This is a genomic window from Pseudomonas sp. 1L-E-NC-VB-C3, assembly GCF_057291535.1.
Window position 1 is genome coordinate 20,931 of the sequence record NZ_JBXAWD010000012.1, and the last position, 15,329, is coordinate 36,259.

A 15,329-nucleotide genomic window follows, 5' to 3' on the forward strand; every position below is an offset into this window, starting at 1 on the left:
TGACTGGGGAGCGTTTTGCCATGGATCTGCGCTGCGGATGGTTGTTGGGATGGGTGCTGTTGCCAGGTCTGGCCACGGCCGCTGGCAAGTGCGAGCGCCTGGTTGTCACCGGCAGCCCGGATGCACCGCCGTACTTGTGGCAGGACCCGCAAAACCCCAAGCGCCTGATCGGCGCCAGTGCCGATCTGTTGCAGCAAGTGGCCAAGGATCTGGGCATCAAAGTCGACCTGCTCTACGCCGGCAAACGCTCGCAGGCCCTCGATGAAGTGCGCAGCGGGCGCATGGACATGCTGGCCGACGCGCCGTTGACCGTGAATGAGCTGGAAAACCTCGACTACATCCATCCGCCACTGCTGGAAAACGACTATCTGGTGTGGACGCGCAAAGGCTCGACGCTGACCTATGCCGAGGCCAGCGACCTGAAAGGCCACGCCGGCGCGGTGTCGGAAAAGTCGCGGATGACCCAGGCATTCGGCACTTTCGCCGAACAGAATCTGACCCTGACCCGCACAGCAAACCTTACCGAGGCATTACAGAAACTGCTGTTGGGCGAGGTGGAATATGTCCTCGCCGGACGTTACTCAGGCCTGGCCGCCGCGCAGACATTGGGCATGACCAGCGATCTGTTGGCGTTCGAACAACCCATCGACCGGCCGGGTCTGTTCCTCGCGGTTTCGCATAACTCGGCTTGCAACGATCCGTGGTTGCGCGGACAGCTCGCCAAAAAGATGACAGAATTGCCCGCGTCCGGACTGACGGAAGCCGCGCTGCAACGCAACATCGAGCGCTGGAAGGCGCAACAGCAACAGTCGCCACAACCTGTCAGTGCCCCAAAACAGTAGGGATTCTTAGTGAGTATTCGACCTCTTTTCGCGGCTGTGGCCGTTCTGGCCCTGGCCGGGTGCGCATCCGATCCGGCACCCAGTGAACAAATGCGCTTGACCGAACAAGCCATCGTGCAGGCCAAGGCAGTCGGCGCCACCGCTGACGAAGTGCCGGAAATGCAACTGGCCGAAACCAAGTACAACCGCGCCAAAGGCAGCATGGCCGACGAGTCCTATCGCAATGCGCGCATGCGTGCCGAGCAGGCCGAACTGGATGCACGTCTGGCCGAAGCCAAGGTGCTGACGAAAAAAAGTGAAGAGCAACTCAATGTGCTCAATACCCGCATTGTCCGCCTGCGCAAGCAGCTGCAACTGGGGGAAGCGCAATGAGCCTCAAGTCCAACGCTTTGGGCATTCTGCTCCTCGCCGGTTGCGCCAGCCTGTACGGCTGCGCTGGCCAGCACAGCGAGGCGGCGCTGCAACAGGCCGGCGCTGATTTCCAGAAGGTCAAGGAAGATTCCAACGTCCTGCGCATTGCGCCGAAAGACGTGATCCGCGCCGGCGAATCCCTGGCCCGTGCCGATCGGCTGTCGACCTATTGGGGCAGCGGTGCCGACGTGGTGCATTACGCCTACTTGAGCCAGCGCTACAGCGAAATCGCCCGCGAGCACACCAACCAGGCGCTCAACGAGGAACGCGCAGCCAAGCTCGAGCTTGAGCGTCAGCGTCTGCAACTGGCTCTGCGCGAGTCGAAGCTGCTCAGTGTGCAGCAGCAGGGCAAGTGGCTGGAGGAACAGATCGAGGCCCTGGCCACCACACAGACCGATCGGGGGCTGGTCATGACCCTCGGCGACGTGTTGTTCGACACCGGCCAGGCGGAACTGAAAAACTCGGCCAACCGTGTCGTGCTGAAGATCGTGCAGTTTCTGCAACTCAACCCCAAGCGCGTGGTGCGCATCGAGGGTTACACCGACAGCACCGGTGGCAAACAGGAAAACCTCAAACTGTCCCGCGATCGTGCGCAGTCGGTAGCTGACGTGCTGGTCGATCTGGGCATCGATGAAAAACGCATTCAGGTCGAAGGTTATGGCGACCAGTTCCCGGTTGACGCCAACGCCTCCGAGCGCGGCAGGGCGCAGAACCGCCGGGTGGAAATCGTGTTCTCTGACGAAAAAGGCCAGCTCGGCGCCGCCCGTTGAGGGCTGCGTCTCTGGAAAGCCCGGACTGTCATGCAGTGCCGGGCTTTTTTATGTCTGTCGATTGCTGCGCAAAACCGTACAGATGGGGCAGACACCCCACTGTACGGTCGAGTAATCTGGCAACTGTCCCAGTACACTTCTAAACTGTTCCGGTATTGTTTCAGACAAGAATAAAACGCCCGTGAAATCGAGTGCTGCGTCATGACCAATCTCTTGCTCTACCAACGTATTGCTCAGCAACTGGCCGAAGACATCCGCCGTGGTGTCTATCAACCGGGGGAGCGCGTGCCTTCGGTGCGCAAGATGAGTTCGCAGCTGAACGTCAGTCATGCGACGGTGTTGCAGGCTTACGCCAACCTTGAAGATCAGGGCCTGATCCGCGCCCGACCGCAGTCGGGTTACTACGTGCACCAGACCCCAGCGCTGACCGCGCCGACGCCGGATATTGCCCGGGTCGAACGGCCGGGGCTGGTGACGCGCAGCAGCATCATCCAGCAGGTATTGGTCGAGTCGCGGCGCGAAGGCGTGTTTCCGCTGGGCGCTGCGGTGCCGAGTGTCGATTATCTGCCGGTGCGCGCGCTGCATCAGCAATTGGCCAAGGTCACCCGCTTTCACAGCCCTCGGGCGTTCAGCTACATGTTCAGCCCCGGCTTCGAACCGCTGCGCCGGCAAGTGGCGATCCGCATGCGTGACGCTGGCGTGGTGGTCGATCCATCGGAAGTGGTGATCACCCACGGCTGTGTCGACGCCTTGCAGATGTCGTTGCGCGTGCTGACGCGGCCGGGGGATCTGATCGCTGCCGAATCACCGACCTATTACGGCCTGCTGCAACTGGCCGATCTGCTTGGCCTGAAGGTCATCGAAATCCCCAGCGACCCCGCCACCGGCATGAGCCTGGAAGCCTTGCAACTGGCCGCCAACCAATGGTCGATCAAGGCGCTGGTGCTGACCACGCGCTTGAGCAATCCGCTCGGCGGAACCATGCCGGAAGAGCGGCAGAAACAGTTGCTGCGTCTGGCCTCGGATTTCGACATTCAGATTGTCGAAGACGATATCTACGGCGAACTGATGTTCGAGCAGGGCCGTACCAAGGCGCTGAAGGCTTACGACAGGCTGGATCGGGTGATCTACTGCTCGAGCTTCTCCAAAACCTTGTCGCCAGGTGTGCGTATCGGCTGGATGATCGCCGGCAAATACCAACAGGAAATCCAGCGCCTGCAAACCTTCAGCACCCATTCGGCGTGCAGCGTCACGCAGATGGCGATTGCCGCCTATCTGGAAAACGGCGGTTATGACCGGCATTTACGCTACATCCGCCAGGAATACCGGAAAAACCTCAGCGCGTTCCAGCTGGCGGTTCAACAGCATTTCCCTGAAGGCACGCAGATGTCCCGGCCAACTGGCGGTTTCATCCTTTGGGTGAGCTTGCCGGGGCGGGTCAACACCCAGGAATTGCATGTCCGCGCACTGCAACAAGGCATCAGCATCGCGCCGGGTCTGATCTTCAGCAACACCGAGCAGTTCAACCACTGTATCCGGCTCAATTGCGGTATTCCGTGGAATCGCGAGGCGGAGCGCGCGCTGATGACGCTGGGTCTGTTGGCCACCCAACTGTGTCAGGAAATGGCTGGCGGATTCTGAACGAGGAGGGCGCTGAGGCTTGTCATGTGACGCACAACAAGCGAGCATGTGGCCCTCTGCCGTTAGTTCGTTGGGTCCATGAAAGCGATTGTTCCTGCCGCGTGGGTATTGCTGGGTTTGTTGATGATCGGTCAGGCACCGGGTGTCATGGCGGCCGCAGCCCAGGAAAAACCGGCAGCGACCAGTACCACGAAGAAAGCCGTCAAAACCGTGGTTCCGGCAAAAAAAGCCCAGGCCAAAAAAAACGCCACGGTGAAGAAGCGTCGCCCGGTTGCCTCGAAGTCGAAATCCGCCAGCGAGGTGGCCAAGACCAAATTGCCGCCGGCAAAACTCGATCTCAGCCTGCCCAAGGATATGGTTGAAGACCTGAAGCCACAGGGCACCGTAGAACTGCCCAAACGCGAGGCGATCCTGCCGCAGATGTTTGGCGAAAAAGATAACGGCTTCCAGCTCAACGGCCGCTTGCTCAGCAATGAAATGGAGTTGCAATTGCGCAACGAAGCGCGACGCGATGTGGAAGGCGCGGCGCTGGATTTCGAATTCAAGCAATAGATGCAGGCCTCTGCGACGCGCAGAGCAGACGCTTCGTCGGAGACTGCCCGGTCACTTTTACTTATCGTTGAAAAGCCGCTTGCAGCAATTTGAAACAGTCGTTTTAGCGGTTACTCTGTTCCCGTCTCTTTTACACATCGCCCGTCGCGAGGATCTGTTCGTCATGAAATGCCGTGAAGGCTGTGGCGCTTGCTGCATTGCCCCCTCCATCAGTTCGCCGATTCCCGGCATGCCCGATGGCAAACCCGCCGGCGAACGTTGCGTGCAACTGTCGGTCGATAACCTGTGCAGCATTTTCGGCCGTCCGGAACGTCCGGCTGTCTGCTCGGGTTTCGCTGCGGATGTCGAGGTTTGCGGCAGCAGTTCGCAAGAAGCGATCAGGTTGATCGGCTGGTGGGAGCAGATGACGGCGGCATGATGTGTTCACGAACGGAACTTCAACAATAAGGAATAACACTATGGGTTCGCTGCACCGTATCGCTGTGTTGTGTGGTCTGACTGCCGTACTTGCCACTTCGGTCGTCCACGCGGAAGACTGGAAAGTTGCCAAGAACGAAGACGGCATCAAGGTTTCCCTGAGCGAAATACCCGGTTCGGATTACAAGTCCTACCAAGGCGTTGCGTTGATGAAAACCACCGTTGCCAAACTGCGCGCCTTGCAGGAAGACGTCTCCGGCGCCTGCGCGTGGATTCACGAATGCAAGAGCCAGAAACTGCTCAAGCACGAAGGCGATCTGAGCTGGACCTATTCGCAATTCAATACGCCGTGGCCGGTGACCCCGCGTGATTCGGTGTTGAAGATCACCACTGTTGAGGGCGCCGATGGCAGCCTGACCCGTAATCTTGAGGGCGTGCCGACCTATCTGCCGGAAGAAAAAGGCTTCGTGCGGGTCCAGCAAGTCAAAGGCTTCTGGAAGTTCGTGCCTAAAGGCGATCAGGTTGAAGTGACTTACCAGGTGCACACCGAGCCGGGCGGTAGCGTGCCGGCCATGGTCGCCAACAAGTTTGTGGTGGATGCGCCATTCAATACCCTGAAAGCGCTGAAAGAACGCGCCGAGAAATAATCAATTGGCTGTAAGCAAAACGCCCCGATCGCTTCGGGGCGTTTTGTTTTGTCTCTAAATTGTATTTCCAGATATGCGTTGCACGAAATTTTCACAAAGTCTCCAAGACAATTCGCCCGCACTTGTTGACTGCCATTGCGTTGCCAGCCTTCGAATGAAAGTCTCGAAGGGCTGGGCAGTAATCAATGGCAATGGTGTGAACGATCGTGCAACATTTGCGCACCGCGCACGCCCCGGGGTCTGGATTGACCAATAGAGGGCATGGCGCCGCTGTATTTTTGCAACTTCAACTTCCAATGGGTCCTAAAACGACATGGCAAACCCGGACGCCCTGAGTCAGCAGCGATCTTCTGCTCGTCTGCTGCAACCGACCGTCAAATCGCATCTGGCCTACACGCTGCTGTGCGCGCTGGTCATGATGGTGATGTTTTCCGCGCTGCGCCTCGCGCTGCTGGTCTACAACCGCGAGATGATCCTCGACACCCCGGCCGCGACCTTCCTTGAAGCGTTTGTCAACGGTCTGCGTTTCGACCTGCGCCTGGTGGTCTACCTGTGCATTCCGCTGGTGCTGGCGCTGTTCAGTGCCCGGGCCATGGCCGCGCGCGGTTTCTTCCGTCTGTGGCTGACCGTCGCCTCGAGCATCGCGCTGTTCCTCGGCCTGATGGAAATGGACTTCTACCGCGAGTTTCACCAGCGCCTCAATGGTCTGGTGTTCCAGTACGTGAAGGAAGACCCGAAAACCGTAATGAGCATGCTCTGGTACGGTTTCCCGGTGGTGCGCTACGTGCTGGCGTGGGTAATCGGCACGGTCATTCTGACCCTGGCGTTCAAAGGTGCCGACCGCGCCACCCGCCCGCGCGGACCGTTCAGCGGCGGCAGCGTCAGCTCCCGTCAGGTTGCGCCGTGGTACACCCGCCTGGCGGTGTTCGTGGTCTGCCTGCTGATCTGCGTGGTCGCCGCTCGCGGCACCCTGCGTCAAGGCCCGCCGATGCGTTGGGGTGACGTCTACACCACCGATTCCAACTTCGCCAACCAGCTCGGCCTCAACGGCACGCTGTCGCTGGTCGCCGCAGCCAAGGCGCGCATGGGCGAAGACCGCGACAATATCTGGAAAGCCACGCTGCCCCAGGAACAGGCGCAGCAAGTGGTGCGCGACATGCTGCTGATGCCGGACGACAAACTGGTCGATGCCGACATCGCCGCTGTTCGCCGCGACTACATGCCGCCGGCCGACAAGACCCTGCCGATCAAGAACGTCGTGGTGATCCTGATGGAAAGCATGGCCGGTCACTCGGTCGGTGCTTTGGGCGCGCCGGGCAATATCACCCCGTACCTGGACAAGCTGTCGAAGGAAGGTCTGCTGTTCGACCGTTTCTTCTCCAACGGCACCCACACCCATCAGGGCATGTTCGCGACCATGGCCTGCTTCCCCAACCTGCCAGGTTTCGAATACCTGATGCAGACCCCGGAAGGCAGCCACAAACTGTCCGGCCTGCCGCAGTTGCTCAGCGCCCGCGACTATGACGACGTCTATGTCTACAACGGCGATTTCGCCTGGGATAACCAGTCGGGCTTCTTCAGCAACCAGGGCATGACCAACTTCGTTGGCCGCAATGACTTCGTCAATCCGGTGTTCTCCGATCCGACCTGGGGCGTGTCCGACCAGGACATGTTCGATCGTGGCCTGCAAGAACTGAAGGCGCGGGAAAATGGCAAGCCGTTCTACGCGCTGCTGCAAACCCTGTCCAACCACACGCCGTACGCCTTGCCGACGCCATTGCCGGTCGAGCGCGTGACTGACCGTGGCAGCCTCAACGAACACCTGACCGCGATGCGCTACTCCGATTGGGCGCTCGGCCAGTTCTTCGAGAAGGCGCGCAAAGAGAAGTACTTCAACGAAACCCTGTTCGTCATCGTCGGCGACCACGGCTTCGGCAACGAGCGCCAGATCACCGAAATGGACCTGGGTCGCTTCAACGTGCCGATGCTGATGATCGCCCCGGGCATTCAGCAGAAGTTCGGTACCCGCGACCACACCGTGGGCACGCAGATCGACATCGTGCCGACCATCATGGGCCGTCTCGGTGGCGAAGTGCGTCACCAGTGCTGGGGCCGTGACCTGCTCAACCTACCGCAGGGCGATACCGGTTTCGGTGTGATCAAGCCATCGGGCAGCGAACAGACCACCGCCATCGTCACCGCCGACCAGATTCTGGTGCTGCCGCGTGACAAGGACATGGGCCCGAAAATCTGGCAATACCAGCTCGGCGCCAACCCGCACGCCGAAGTTGTGCCGGACGCGCCGCGCACTGCCGAACTCAAACTCAAACTTGAGGCGTTCCTGCAAACCGCGACCAAGAGCCTGCTCGATAACACCGCCGGTGTCATTCACGGCAAGCCGGACTGATCATTTCTTAAAGTCCACGCAATAAAAAAGAGGCCCTTGAACAAGGGCCTCTTTTTTTACCGCTTCAAATCGTCATATCTTGCCGAGTAACAACAGCACCAGCAGCACGACCAACACCACGCCGATAATGCCCGACGGGCCATAACCCCAACTTCTTGAGTGCGGGAAGACCGGCAGACCACCGATCAGCAACAGGATCAGGATGATGATTAGAATTGTGCCCATGGGTGATTTCCTTGTTCAGAGTCTGGAAGAGTCTTGATGCTCAGTGGGCAGCTGGAGAGCAACTAAATTCCAGCCGGCTTACATGTTCCGACTTGCGCCGATGAAAAAAAATTCAATGTTTTTTTAATGTATTTGGATTGCTCGGTTATTTCCTTTCCAGCAAAAAGATCGCAGCCTCGTTGCACTCGTCAGCTCCTGCATGAGACCAACCGGAAAACAATGACGGCTGGAATCTTTTGATCCTCCATTCAGCAACTGGATGGAGCGTGGGCGAACGAACTTCCTTCGCTACACTCGGCGCATCTCTCCCGGAACAACAAGGCTGTCCGCTATGCAAAATCGCATGATGATCACTGGTGCAGGCTCAGGCCTGGGTCGCGAAATCGCGCTGCGCTGGGCCCGTGAAGGCTGGCGGCTGGCCTTGTCCGATGTCAGTGAGCCCGGCCTGCAGGAAACCCTGAAACTGGTGCGCGAGGCGGGCGGTGACGGCTTCATCCAGCGCTGTGACGTGCGCGATTACAGTCAGCTCACGGCCTTCGCCCAGGCCTGCGAAGAGAAGCTCGGCGGCATCGACATCATCGTCAACAATGCCGGCGTCGCCTCGGGCGGGTTTTTCAGCGAATTGTCGCTGGAAGACTGGGACTGGCAGATCGCGATCAACCTGATGGGCGTGGTCAAAGGCTGCAAGGCGTTCCTGCCGCTGCTGGAAGAGAGCAAGGGCAAGATCATCAACATCGCCTCCATGGCCGCGTTGATGCAAGGCCCGGCAATGAGTAACTACAACGTGGCCAAGGCCGGCGTAGTGGCGTTGTCGGAGAGTCTGCTGATCGAACTGGCGCAGCAGGAAGTGGCGGTGCATGTGGTTTGCCCGTCGTTCTTCCAGACCAACTTGCTCGATTCTTTCCGTGGCCCGACCCCGGCCATGAAAGCCCAGGTCGGCAAGTTGCTGGAAAGTTCGCCGATCAGCGCAGCCGACATCGCTGACTACATCTATCAGCAAGTCGCCGCCGGCGAATTCTTGATTCTGCCCCACGAACAAGGGCGCATGGCCTGGGCGCTCAAACAGAAGAATCCGCAACTGCTCTACAACGAAATGACTTCCATGGCCGAGAAAATGCGCGCCAAGGCCAAACAAAACAACGCTTGATCTTGTTCGATGCCCGTCGCGTCGTTAGGGTGGCCGCCAATGGTCACCCTGTCGAGATGCGCTCATGCTCAATTACTTGTGGTTCTTCCTTGCGGCGCTGTTTGAAATCGCCGGCTGTTTTGCCTTCTACATGTGGCTGCGCCAGGGCAAGAGCGCGTTGTGGGTGATTCCCGCGTTGCTCAGCCTGACCCTGTTCGCGCTGTTGCTGACCCGTGTTGAAGCGGCCTACGCCGGGCGCGCCTATGCCGCGTATGGCGGGATCTACATCGTTGCTTCGATTGGCTGGCTGGCGGTGGTCGAGCGGGTGCGTCCGCTGGGCTCGGACTGGATTGGCATGGCCCTGTGCGTGGTCGGTGCCAGCATCATTCTGTTCGGGCCGCGCTTTTCCGCTGCCTGAGGCTTTTGTGCGAAGTGTCTGACAGCCGTGGGCGTGGGCGTCTGTAGGGCAAGACTGATTTGCTCGTCGTGGATTGTGAAGACGCTGTAAGCCGCGCATCTTCAGGGTTTGCCAGTCCTGAAGGATGAATCCCATGCTTGTACTCAGCCGTGTGGTCGGTGAGTTGATTTCAATCGGAGACGACATCACCCTGCGTGTTCTGTCGGTCAACGGCTCCAGCGTGCGCTTCGGCGTCGAGGCGCCGAAAAAGGTCCATGTACACCGCGCCGAGGTCTATGACCGGATCAAGCGCAAGGAGGCTGCGGCGAAGGCTGGCTGACGGCTTCAGTCGAACAGATGCTTGGGTACGTCGTGCTTGAGCATCAGCTGGCACTGCTCGCTTTCCGGATCGAACACGATCAATGCCTGGCCTTTGGTCAGTGCCTGACGCACGCGCAGGACGCGGGTCTCCAGCGGGGTGTCATCGCCGTTGTCGGTACCGTCGCGGGTGACGAAATCCTCGATCAGGCGGGTGAGGGTGTCGACTTCAAGCGCGTCGTGGGGAATGAGCATGGGCACCTCGGTCAAATCAATGTCGGGATGCTACGGGGAATGGGTTTCGTCTGCCAGTTCTGTATCGGTCTTGCCGGCCCATTCGCGAGCAGGCTCGCTCCCACCTTTGAGTTGCGATCCCTGTGGGAGCGAGCCTGCTCGCGAAAGCGGTTATCTGTTCACCGAAGGCTCAACTGTCAGAACGCTGCCCCACCAGACTGTCCACCGGCGGCACCCGGGTTTCGCTTTCCATCTGCGTGTCATGCTCGATCTGATGGCTGAAGCGATCCAGTGAAGCATTGGCTGGTGCCGCATCGCTGGCAAAGACCGGCGGACTCAGAATGTACGCGCCAAGCAGTCGGCTGAGCGCCGCCAGGCTGTCGATGTGCGTACGCTCGTAGCCGTGGGTGGCATCGCAGCCGAAAGCGAGCAGGGCGGTGCGAATATCGTGGCCGGCGGTGACCGCCGAGTGCGCATCGCTGAAGTAATAGCGGAACATGTCACGGCGCACCGGCAATTCGTGTTCATCGGCCAGACGCAACAGATGCCGCGACAGGTGATAGTCATACGGCCCGCCCGAATCCTGCATTGCCACGCTCACCGCGTGTTCGCTGGAGTGCTGGCCGGGGGCGACCGGTGCGATGTCGATGCCGACAAATTCGCTGACGTCCCACGGCAATGCCGCCGCTGCACCGCTGCCGGTTTCCTCGGTGATGGTGAACAGTGGATGGCAATCGATGTTCAGTTCCTGGCCACTGTCGACAATCGCCTTGAGCGCAGCGAGCAATGCGGCAACACCGGCCTTGTCGTCGAGGTGGCGGGCGCTGATATGGCCGCTTTCAGTGAACTCCGGCAGCGGATCGAAGGCCACCACGTCGCCGACATGAATGCCCAGCGACTCGCAATCGGCCTTGGTCGTGCAGTAGGCATCCAGACGCAGTTCGACGTGGTCCCAACTGATCGGCATTTCATCGACCTGGGTATTGAACGCATGCCCGGACGCCATCAGCGGCAACACGCTGCCGCGAATCACCCCGGTGTCGGTAAACAGGCTGACCCGGCTACCCTCGGCAAAGCGACTCGACCAGCAGCCGACCGGGGCTAGGGTCAGGCGACCGTTGTCTTTCACCGCACGCACAGCAGCGCCGATGGTGTCCAGGTGCGCAGACACCGCGCGGTCAGGGCTGCTCTTTTTGCCCTTCAACGTCGCGCGGATGGTCCCGCGCCGGGTCATTTCAAACGGAATGCCCAGCTCTTCGAGACGCTCGGCGACGTAGCGCACGATGGTGTCGGTGAAACCGGTCGGGCTGGGAATGGCGAGCATTTCCAGCAGGACTTTTTGCAGGTAAGCCAGATCCGGTTCAGGGATTTGTGTGGTCATGGAAACTCCTGATGGGTTGAGCACACCGATGGTTTCGATGAGGAAAATTGGTGGTGACGTTCAGGGCCTCTTCGCGAGCAGGCTCGCTCCCACATTTGGAATGCATTCCCCTGTGGGAGCGAGCCTGCTCGCGAAGGCGTCAGCCGGAACAACGATGGTTCAAGAGACAGCCGGCTGACTATGCGGAAACAACAGATCGACAAAGCGCTCCGCCGTCGGCTGCGGTTCGTGGTTGGCCAGGCCGGCGCGTTCGTTGGCTTCGATGAACACGTACTCGGGCTGATCCGCCGCCGGCACCATCAGATCGAGCCCGACCATCGGAATGTCCAGCGCCCGCGCCGCGCGCACTGCCGCGTCGACCAGGGTCGGATGAAGAATGTCGGTCACGTCTTCCAGCGTACCGCCGGTGTGCAGATTGGCCGTGCGCCGCACGAACAGATGCTCGCCGGCCGGCAGGATGCTGCTGTAGTCATAGCCGGCAGCGTGCAGCGTGCGTTGGGTTTCGTGGTCCAGCGGGATCTTGCTTTCGCCGCTGGTGGCCGCTTGCCGACGGCGGCTCTGCGCTTCGATCAGCGCACCGATCGAATGCTGACCATCGCCAACCACTTCCGCCGGCCGGCGAATCGCCGCCGCTACCACTTCAAAACCGATCACCACGATGCGCAGATCAAGGCCTTCGTGGAAACTTTCCAGCAGCACGCGGCTGTCGAACTGCTTCGCCGTTTCGATGGCCTTCTGCACTTCTTCGATGGTGCGCAGATCCACCGCGACGCCGTGGCCCTGTTCGCCATCGAGAGGTTTGACCACCACCCGTTGGTGCTCATCGAGGAAGGCCAGGTTGTCGTCGGCGTTGCCCGCCAGTTGCTGCGCGGGCAGTTTCAGACCTGCGCCTTTCAGCACCTTGTGGGTCAGGCTTTTGTCCTGGCACAAGGTCATGCTGATCGCACTGGTCAGATCGCTCAACGACTCGCGGCAGCGCACTCGACGGCCGCCATGGCTGAGGGTGAACAGCCCGGCGTCGGCGTCATCCACTTGCACGTCGATACCGCGCCGATGGGCTTCTTCGACGATGATCCGCGCGTAAGGATTGAAATTCGCCTCCGGACCCGGGCCGAGAAACAGCGGCTGGTTGATGCCGTTCTTGCGCTTGATGGCGAACGTCGGCAGGTTGCGGAAACCCAGTTTGGCGTAAAGGTTTTTCGCCTGACGGTTGTCGTGCAGCACCGACAGATCCAGATAAGCCAGACCACGACTCATGAAGTGCTCGACCAGATGCCGCACCAGCACTTCGCCAACGCCGGGGCGCGAGCAATGCGGGTCGACCGCCAGGCACCACAGGCTGCTGCCGTGTTCCGGGTCGTTGAAGGCTTTTTCATGATTGAGACCCATGACACTGCCGATCACCGCGCCGCTGTCCTCGTCTTCCGCCAGCCAGTACACCGGGCCGCCCTGATGATGTGGGGTGAGCAGCTCCTGATCGATCGGCAACATGCCGCGCGCCTGGTACAAACGGTTGATGCCCTGCCAGTCGGTTTCGCTTTGCGCACGACGAATGCGGAAGCCGCGAAACACCCGCGTGGCTTGCCGGTAATCGCTGAACCATAAACGCAGGGTGTCGGATGGATCGAGAAACAGCTGCGTCGGCTCGAGGCCGAGAATCTGCTGCGGTGCGGCAACATACAGGGCGATATCGCGTTCGCCGGGCTGCTCGTTGAGCAGCTCCTGCGCGAGCGACGCCGGGTCGGGAAAGGTATGGCCGATCAGCAGCCGGCCCCAGCCGCAATGCACGGCAATCGGGGCGGTGGCAGGCTCGCTGCCGTCTTCGGCCAGGCGCGCCTGCAAACGTTCATACGAGGGGGCCTGACCACGCAACAGGCGCTGGTTGATGGACGTGGCATGGGGTTTCATCAATCAGATTCCTTGTTCACTGAGCCACAGGTTCAGGGCCGCCAGTTGCCACAGTTTCGAACCGCGCAACGGGGTCAGTTGGCCTTGCGGATCAGTCAAAAGCTTGTCGAGCATGGTCGGGTTGAACAGGCCGCGATCCTGGCTCGGATCCAGCAGCAGTTCGCGCACCCAATTGAGTGTGTCGCCCTGCAAGTGCTTGAGACCCGGCACCGGGAAATAGCCTTTCTTGCGATCGATCACTTCGCTTGGAATGACCCGACGCGCTGCTTCTTTCAGCACTTGCTTGCCGCCATCGGGCAGCTTGAATTGGCCTGGTACACGAGCCGACAGCTCGACCAGTCGATAGTCGAGAAACGGCGTACGCGCTTCCAGGCCCCAGGCCATGGTCATGTTGTCGACGCGTTTGACCGGGTCATCGACCAGCATCACCGTGCTGTCCAGGCGCAGGGCTTTGTCCACTGCGGCATCGGCGCCGGGCTGGGCAAAGTGCTGTTTGACGAAATCGCCGGCCGCGTCGTGGTCGACCAGCCATTTCGGCTGCACAGTCGCCGCGTAGTCGTCGTAGCTGCGATCGAAGAACGCATCACGGTAGGCCGCGTATGGGTCCGCCGCGCCGTCGACCTGCGGATACCAGTGGTAACCGGCAAACAGTTCGTCTGCGCCCTGGCCGCTCTGCACCACTTTGCAGTGCTTGGCCACTTCACGGGACAACAGATAGAAGGCGATGCAGTCATGGCTGACCATCGGCTCGCTCATCGCACGGAACGCGGCGGGCAGTTGCTCGATGATTTCTTTCTCGTCGATGCGCAACTGATGGTGGCGCGTGCCGTAGTGCTTGGCGATCAGATCCGAATACTGGAACTCGTCGCCGCGCTCGCCGCCGGCATCCTGGAAACCAATGGAGAAGGTCGACAGATTCTCTACACCGACTTCGCGCAACAGGCCGACAAGCATGCTCGAGTCGACACCGCCGGACAGCAACACACCGACATCCACCGCCGCACGCTGACGAATCGCCACCGCTTCGCGGGTGCTGTCGAGGACGCGATCGACCCAGTCTTCCAGATTGAGATTTTTCTCGTCCTCATTCGGGCCGTAAGGCAGGGTCCACCAGGTTTTCTGCTCGGTGCGGCCATCGGCTTCAACGCGCATCCAAGTGGCGGGCGGCAGTTTTTCGATACCGGCCAGCAAGGTGCGCGGCGCAGGCACCACGGCATGGAAATTCAGATAGTGATTGAGCGCCACCGGATCAAGAATCGGGTTGATGTCGCCGCCCTTAAGCAGCGCCGGCAGTGCCGAGGCAAAACGCAAGCGTTGGCCGGTGCGTGACAGGTACAACGGCTTTACGCCGAGACGGTCACGAGCGATAAACAGGCGCTGGGCATCGCGCTCCCAGATGGCGAAAGCAAACATGCCATTGAGCTTCGGCAGCAGCGCCTCGCCCCAGGCGTGATAACCCTTGAGCAGCACTTCGGTGTCGCCACCCGAATAGAAGGCATAACCCAGCGCTTCAAGCTCTGCGCGCAATTCCGGGAAGTTGTAGATCGCACCGTTGAACGCCAGGGACAGGCCCAGTTGGCTGTCGATCATCGGCTGCGCCGAGCCGTCCGACAGGTCCATGATTTTCAGGCGTCGATGGCCCAGGGCAATCGGCCCCTGGGCATGGAAGCCCCACGCGTCAGGGCCGCGAGGGGCCAGGTGATGGGTGATTCTTTCGATCGCTGCAAGGTCTGCAGGTTGTTGATCAAAACGTAACTCGCCAGCTAATCCGCACATAAAGTCCTTACCGGTTTTTCCGTTGGGGAAGGTCAAGCCGTACCGCGCGAAAAGTGCGGGTACTCAGAAACTGACCTGTCTCGGTAGGTGGAGTTTTAGATCGATAAGTTATAAGGCGGCCACGCTGGCTCCGGCCGTAACGCTATCGGTGCGGATCGAGTCTCGGGATGTACCCCTGCGCCGTTACGCTTTTTTTGCATAAGCCCACACGTGCACGGACGTCCCGGGTGGGGTGGTGCAGGGCTGTTTTTTCCATACAAAAAAGCGTTTGATCTGC

16 protein-coding genes are annotated in these 15,329 nt (G+C 60.1%); 11 read left to right on the forward strand and 5 right to left on the reverse strand.

The features are described 5' to 3' along the window. Window positions 1-20: 20 nt before the first annotated feature. The 8 genes from AC0Z5Z_RS19795 to AC0Z5Z_RS19830 all read left to right on the forward strand — a co-directional run bounded on the left by AC0Z5Z_RS19795 (window position 21) and on the right by AC0Z5Z_RS19830 (window position 7,687). Window positions 21-842: a substrate-binding periplasmic protein gene (locus AC0Z5Z_RS19795; RefSeq protein WP_457262380.1), complete on the forward strand. Its 822-nt coding sequence runs from the start codon at window positions 21-23 to the stop codon at window positions 840-842. Between the two features lie 9 nt (window positions 843-851). After that, entirely contained in the window at window positions 852-1,214 is a 363-nt protein-coding gene (locus AC0Z5Z_RS19800; protein WP_038860459.1) for a DUF4398 domain-containing protein, read from the forward strand. Further along, window positions 1,211-2,023, forward strand: a complete 813-nt coding sequence (locus tag AC0Z5Z_RS19805; protein ID WP_056788304.1) for an OmpA family protein — start codon at window positions 1,211-1,213, stop codon at window positions 2,021-2,023. Before AC0Z5Z_RS19800 ends, AC0Z5Z_RS19805 begins: the two co-directional genes overlap by 4 nt. A gap of 201 nt (window positions 2,024-2,224) precedes the next feature. Beyond that, window positions 2,225-3,664, forward strand: coding sequence for an aminotransferase-like domain-containing protein (locus AC0Z5Z_RS19810; RefSeq protein ID WP_041478242.1), 1,440 nt, complete (start codon window positions 2,225-2,227; stop codon window positions 3,662-3,664). 78 nt (window positions 3,665-3,742) lie between these two features. Further along, window positions 3,743-4,216 carry a translation initiation factor 2 gene (locus AC0Z5Z_RS19815; protein ID WP_252886631.1) on the forward strand — a complete coding sequence of 158 codons (474 nt, stop codon included), beginning with the start codon at window positions 3,743-3,745 and terminating at the stop codon, window positions 4,214-4,216. Between the two features lie 163 nt (window positions 4,217-4,379). Continuing rightward, window positions 4,380-4,634, forward strand: coding sequence for a YkgJ family cysteine cluster protein (locus AC0Z5Z_RS19820; RefSeq protein WP_071173185.1), 255 nt, complete (start codon window positions 4,380-4,382; stop codon window positions 4,632-4,634). A 40-nt stretch (window positions 4,635-4,674) separates the two neighbouring features. Next, window positions 4,675-5,280: an START domain-containing protein gene (locus AC0Z5Z_RS19825; RefSeq protein ID WP_071173184.1), complete on the forward strand. Its 606-nt coding sequence runs from the start codon at window positions 4,675-4,677 to the stop codon at window positions 5,278-5,280. A 313-nt stretch (window positions 5,281-5,593) separates the two neighbouring features. Next, window positions 5,594-7,687, forward strand: a complete 2,094-nt coding sequence (locus AC0Z5Z_RS19830) for an LTA synthase family protein (RefSeq protein WP_041478246.1) — start codon at window positions 5,594-5,596, stop codon at window positions 7,685-7,687. Between the two features lie 72 nt (window positions 7,688-7,759). On the opposite strand, the gene AC0Z5Z_RS19835 is transcribed toward AC0Z5Z_RS19830, so the two are convergent. Continuing rightward, complete coding sequence (locus tag AC0Z5Z_RS19835; protein WP_003183939.1) at window positions 7,760-7,912, reverse strand: DUF3309 family protein; 153 nt, start codon at window positions 7,910-7,912, stop codon at window positions 7,760-7,762. 331 nt (window positions 7,913-8,243) lie between these two features. On the opposite strand from AC0Z5Z_RS19835, the gene AC0Z5Z_RS19840 reads away from it, so the two are divergent. The 3 genes from AC0Z5Z_RS19840 (at window position 8,244) to csrA (ending at window position 9,775) form a co-directional block, all read left to right on the forward strand. Then, complete coding sequence (locus AC0Z5Z_RS19840) at window positions 8,244-9,059, forward strand: SDR family oxidoreductase (RefSeq protein ID WP_041478247.1); 816 nt, start codon at window positions 8,244-8,246, stop codon at window positions 9,057-9,059. A 64-nt stretch (window positions 9,060-9,123) separates the two neighbouring features. After that, the gene (locus tag AC0Z5Z_RS19845) at window positions 9,124-9,456 is read left to right on the forward strand and encodes a YnfA family protein (protein WP_016770946.1); all 333 of its coding nucleotides are present in this window, start codon (window positions 9,124-9,126) and stop codon (window positions 9,454-9,456) included. 133 nt (window positions 9,457-9,589) lie between these two features. Further along, window positions 9,590-9,775, forward strand: coding sequence for a carbon storage regulator CsrA (gene csrA, locus AC0Z5Z_RS19850; protein WP_024013891.1), 186 nt, complete (start codon window positions 9,590-9,592; stop codon window positions 9,773-9,775). A gap of 5 nt (window positions 9,776-9,780) precedes the next feature. Here the strand turns inward: csrA and AC0Z5Z_RS19855 are convergent, their stop codons facing one another. The 4 genes from AC0Z5Z_RS19855 to AC0Z5Z_RS19870 all read right to left on the reverse strand — a co-directional run bounded on the left by AC0Z5Z_RS19855 (window position 9,781) and on the right by AC0Z5Z_RS19870 (window position 15,052). Continuing rightward, window positions 9,781-10,008: a YheU family protein gene (locus tag AC0Z5Z_RS19855; protein WP_003172962.1), complete on the reverse strand. Its 228-nt coding sequence runs from the start codon at window positions 10,006-10,008 to the stop codon at window positions 9,781-9,783. Between the two features lie 169 nt (window positions 10,009-10,177). Further along, a complete protein-coding gene (locus AC0Z5Z_RS19860) occupies window positions 10,178-11,368 on the reverse strand; it encodes an osmoprotectant NAGGN system M42 family peptidase (protein WP_024013890.1) in 1,191 nt (396 codons plus the stop codon). A gap of 159 nt (window positions 11,369-11,527) precedes the next feature. Then, window positions 11,528-13,276: an N-acetylglutaminylglutamine synthetase gene (ngg, locus tag AC0Z5Z_RS19865; RefSeq protein ID WP_252868075.1), complete on the reverse strand. Its 1,749-nt coding sequence runs from the start codon at window positions 13,274-13,276 to the stop codon at window positions 11,528-11,530. Window positions 13,277-13,279: 3 nt separating this feature from the next. Next, window positions 13,280-15,052 (reverse strand): N-acetylglutaminylglutamine amidotransferase, encoded by a 1,773-nt coding sequence (locus AC0Z5Z_RS19870; RefSeq protein ID WP_076563778.1) that lies wholly within the window; start codon window positions 15,050-15,052, stop codon window positions 13,280-13,282. Window positions 15,053-15,329: the final 277 nt, after the last annotated feature.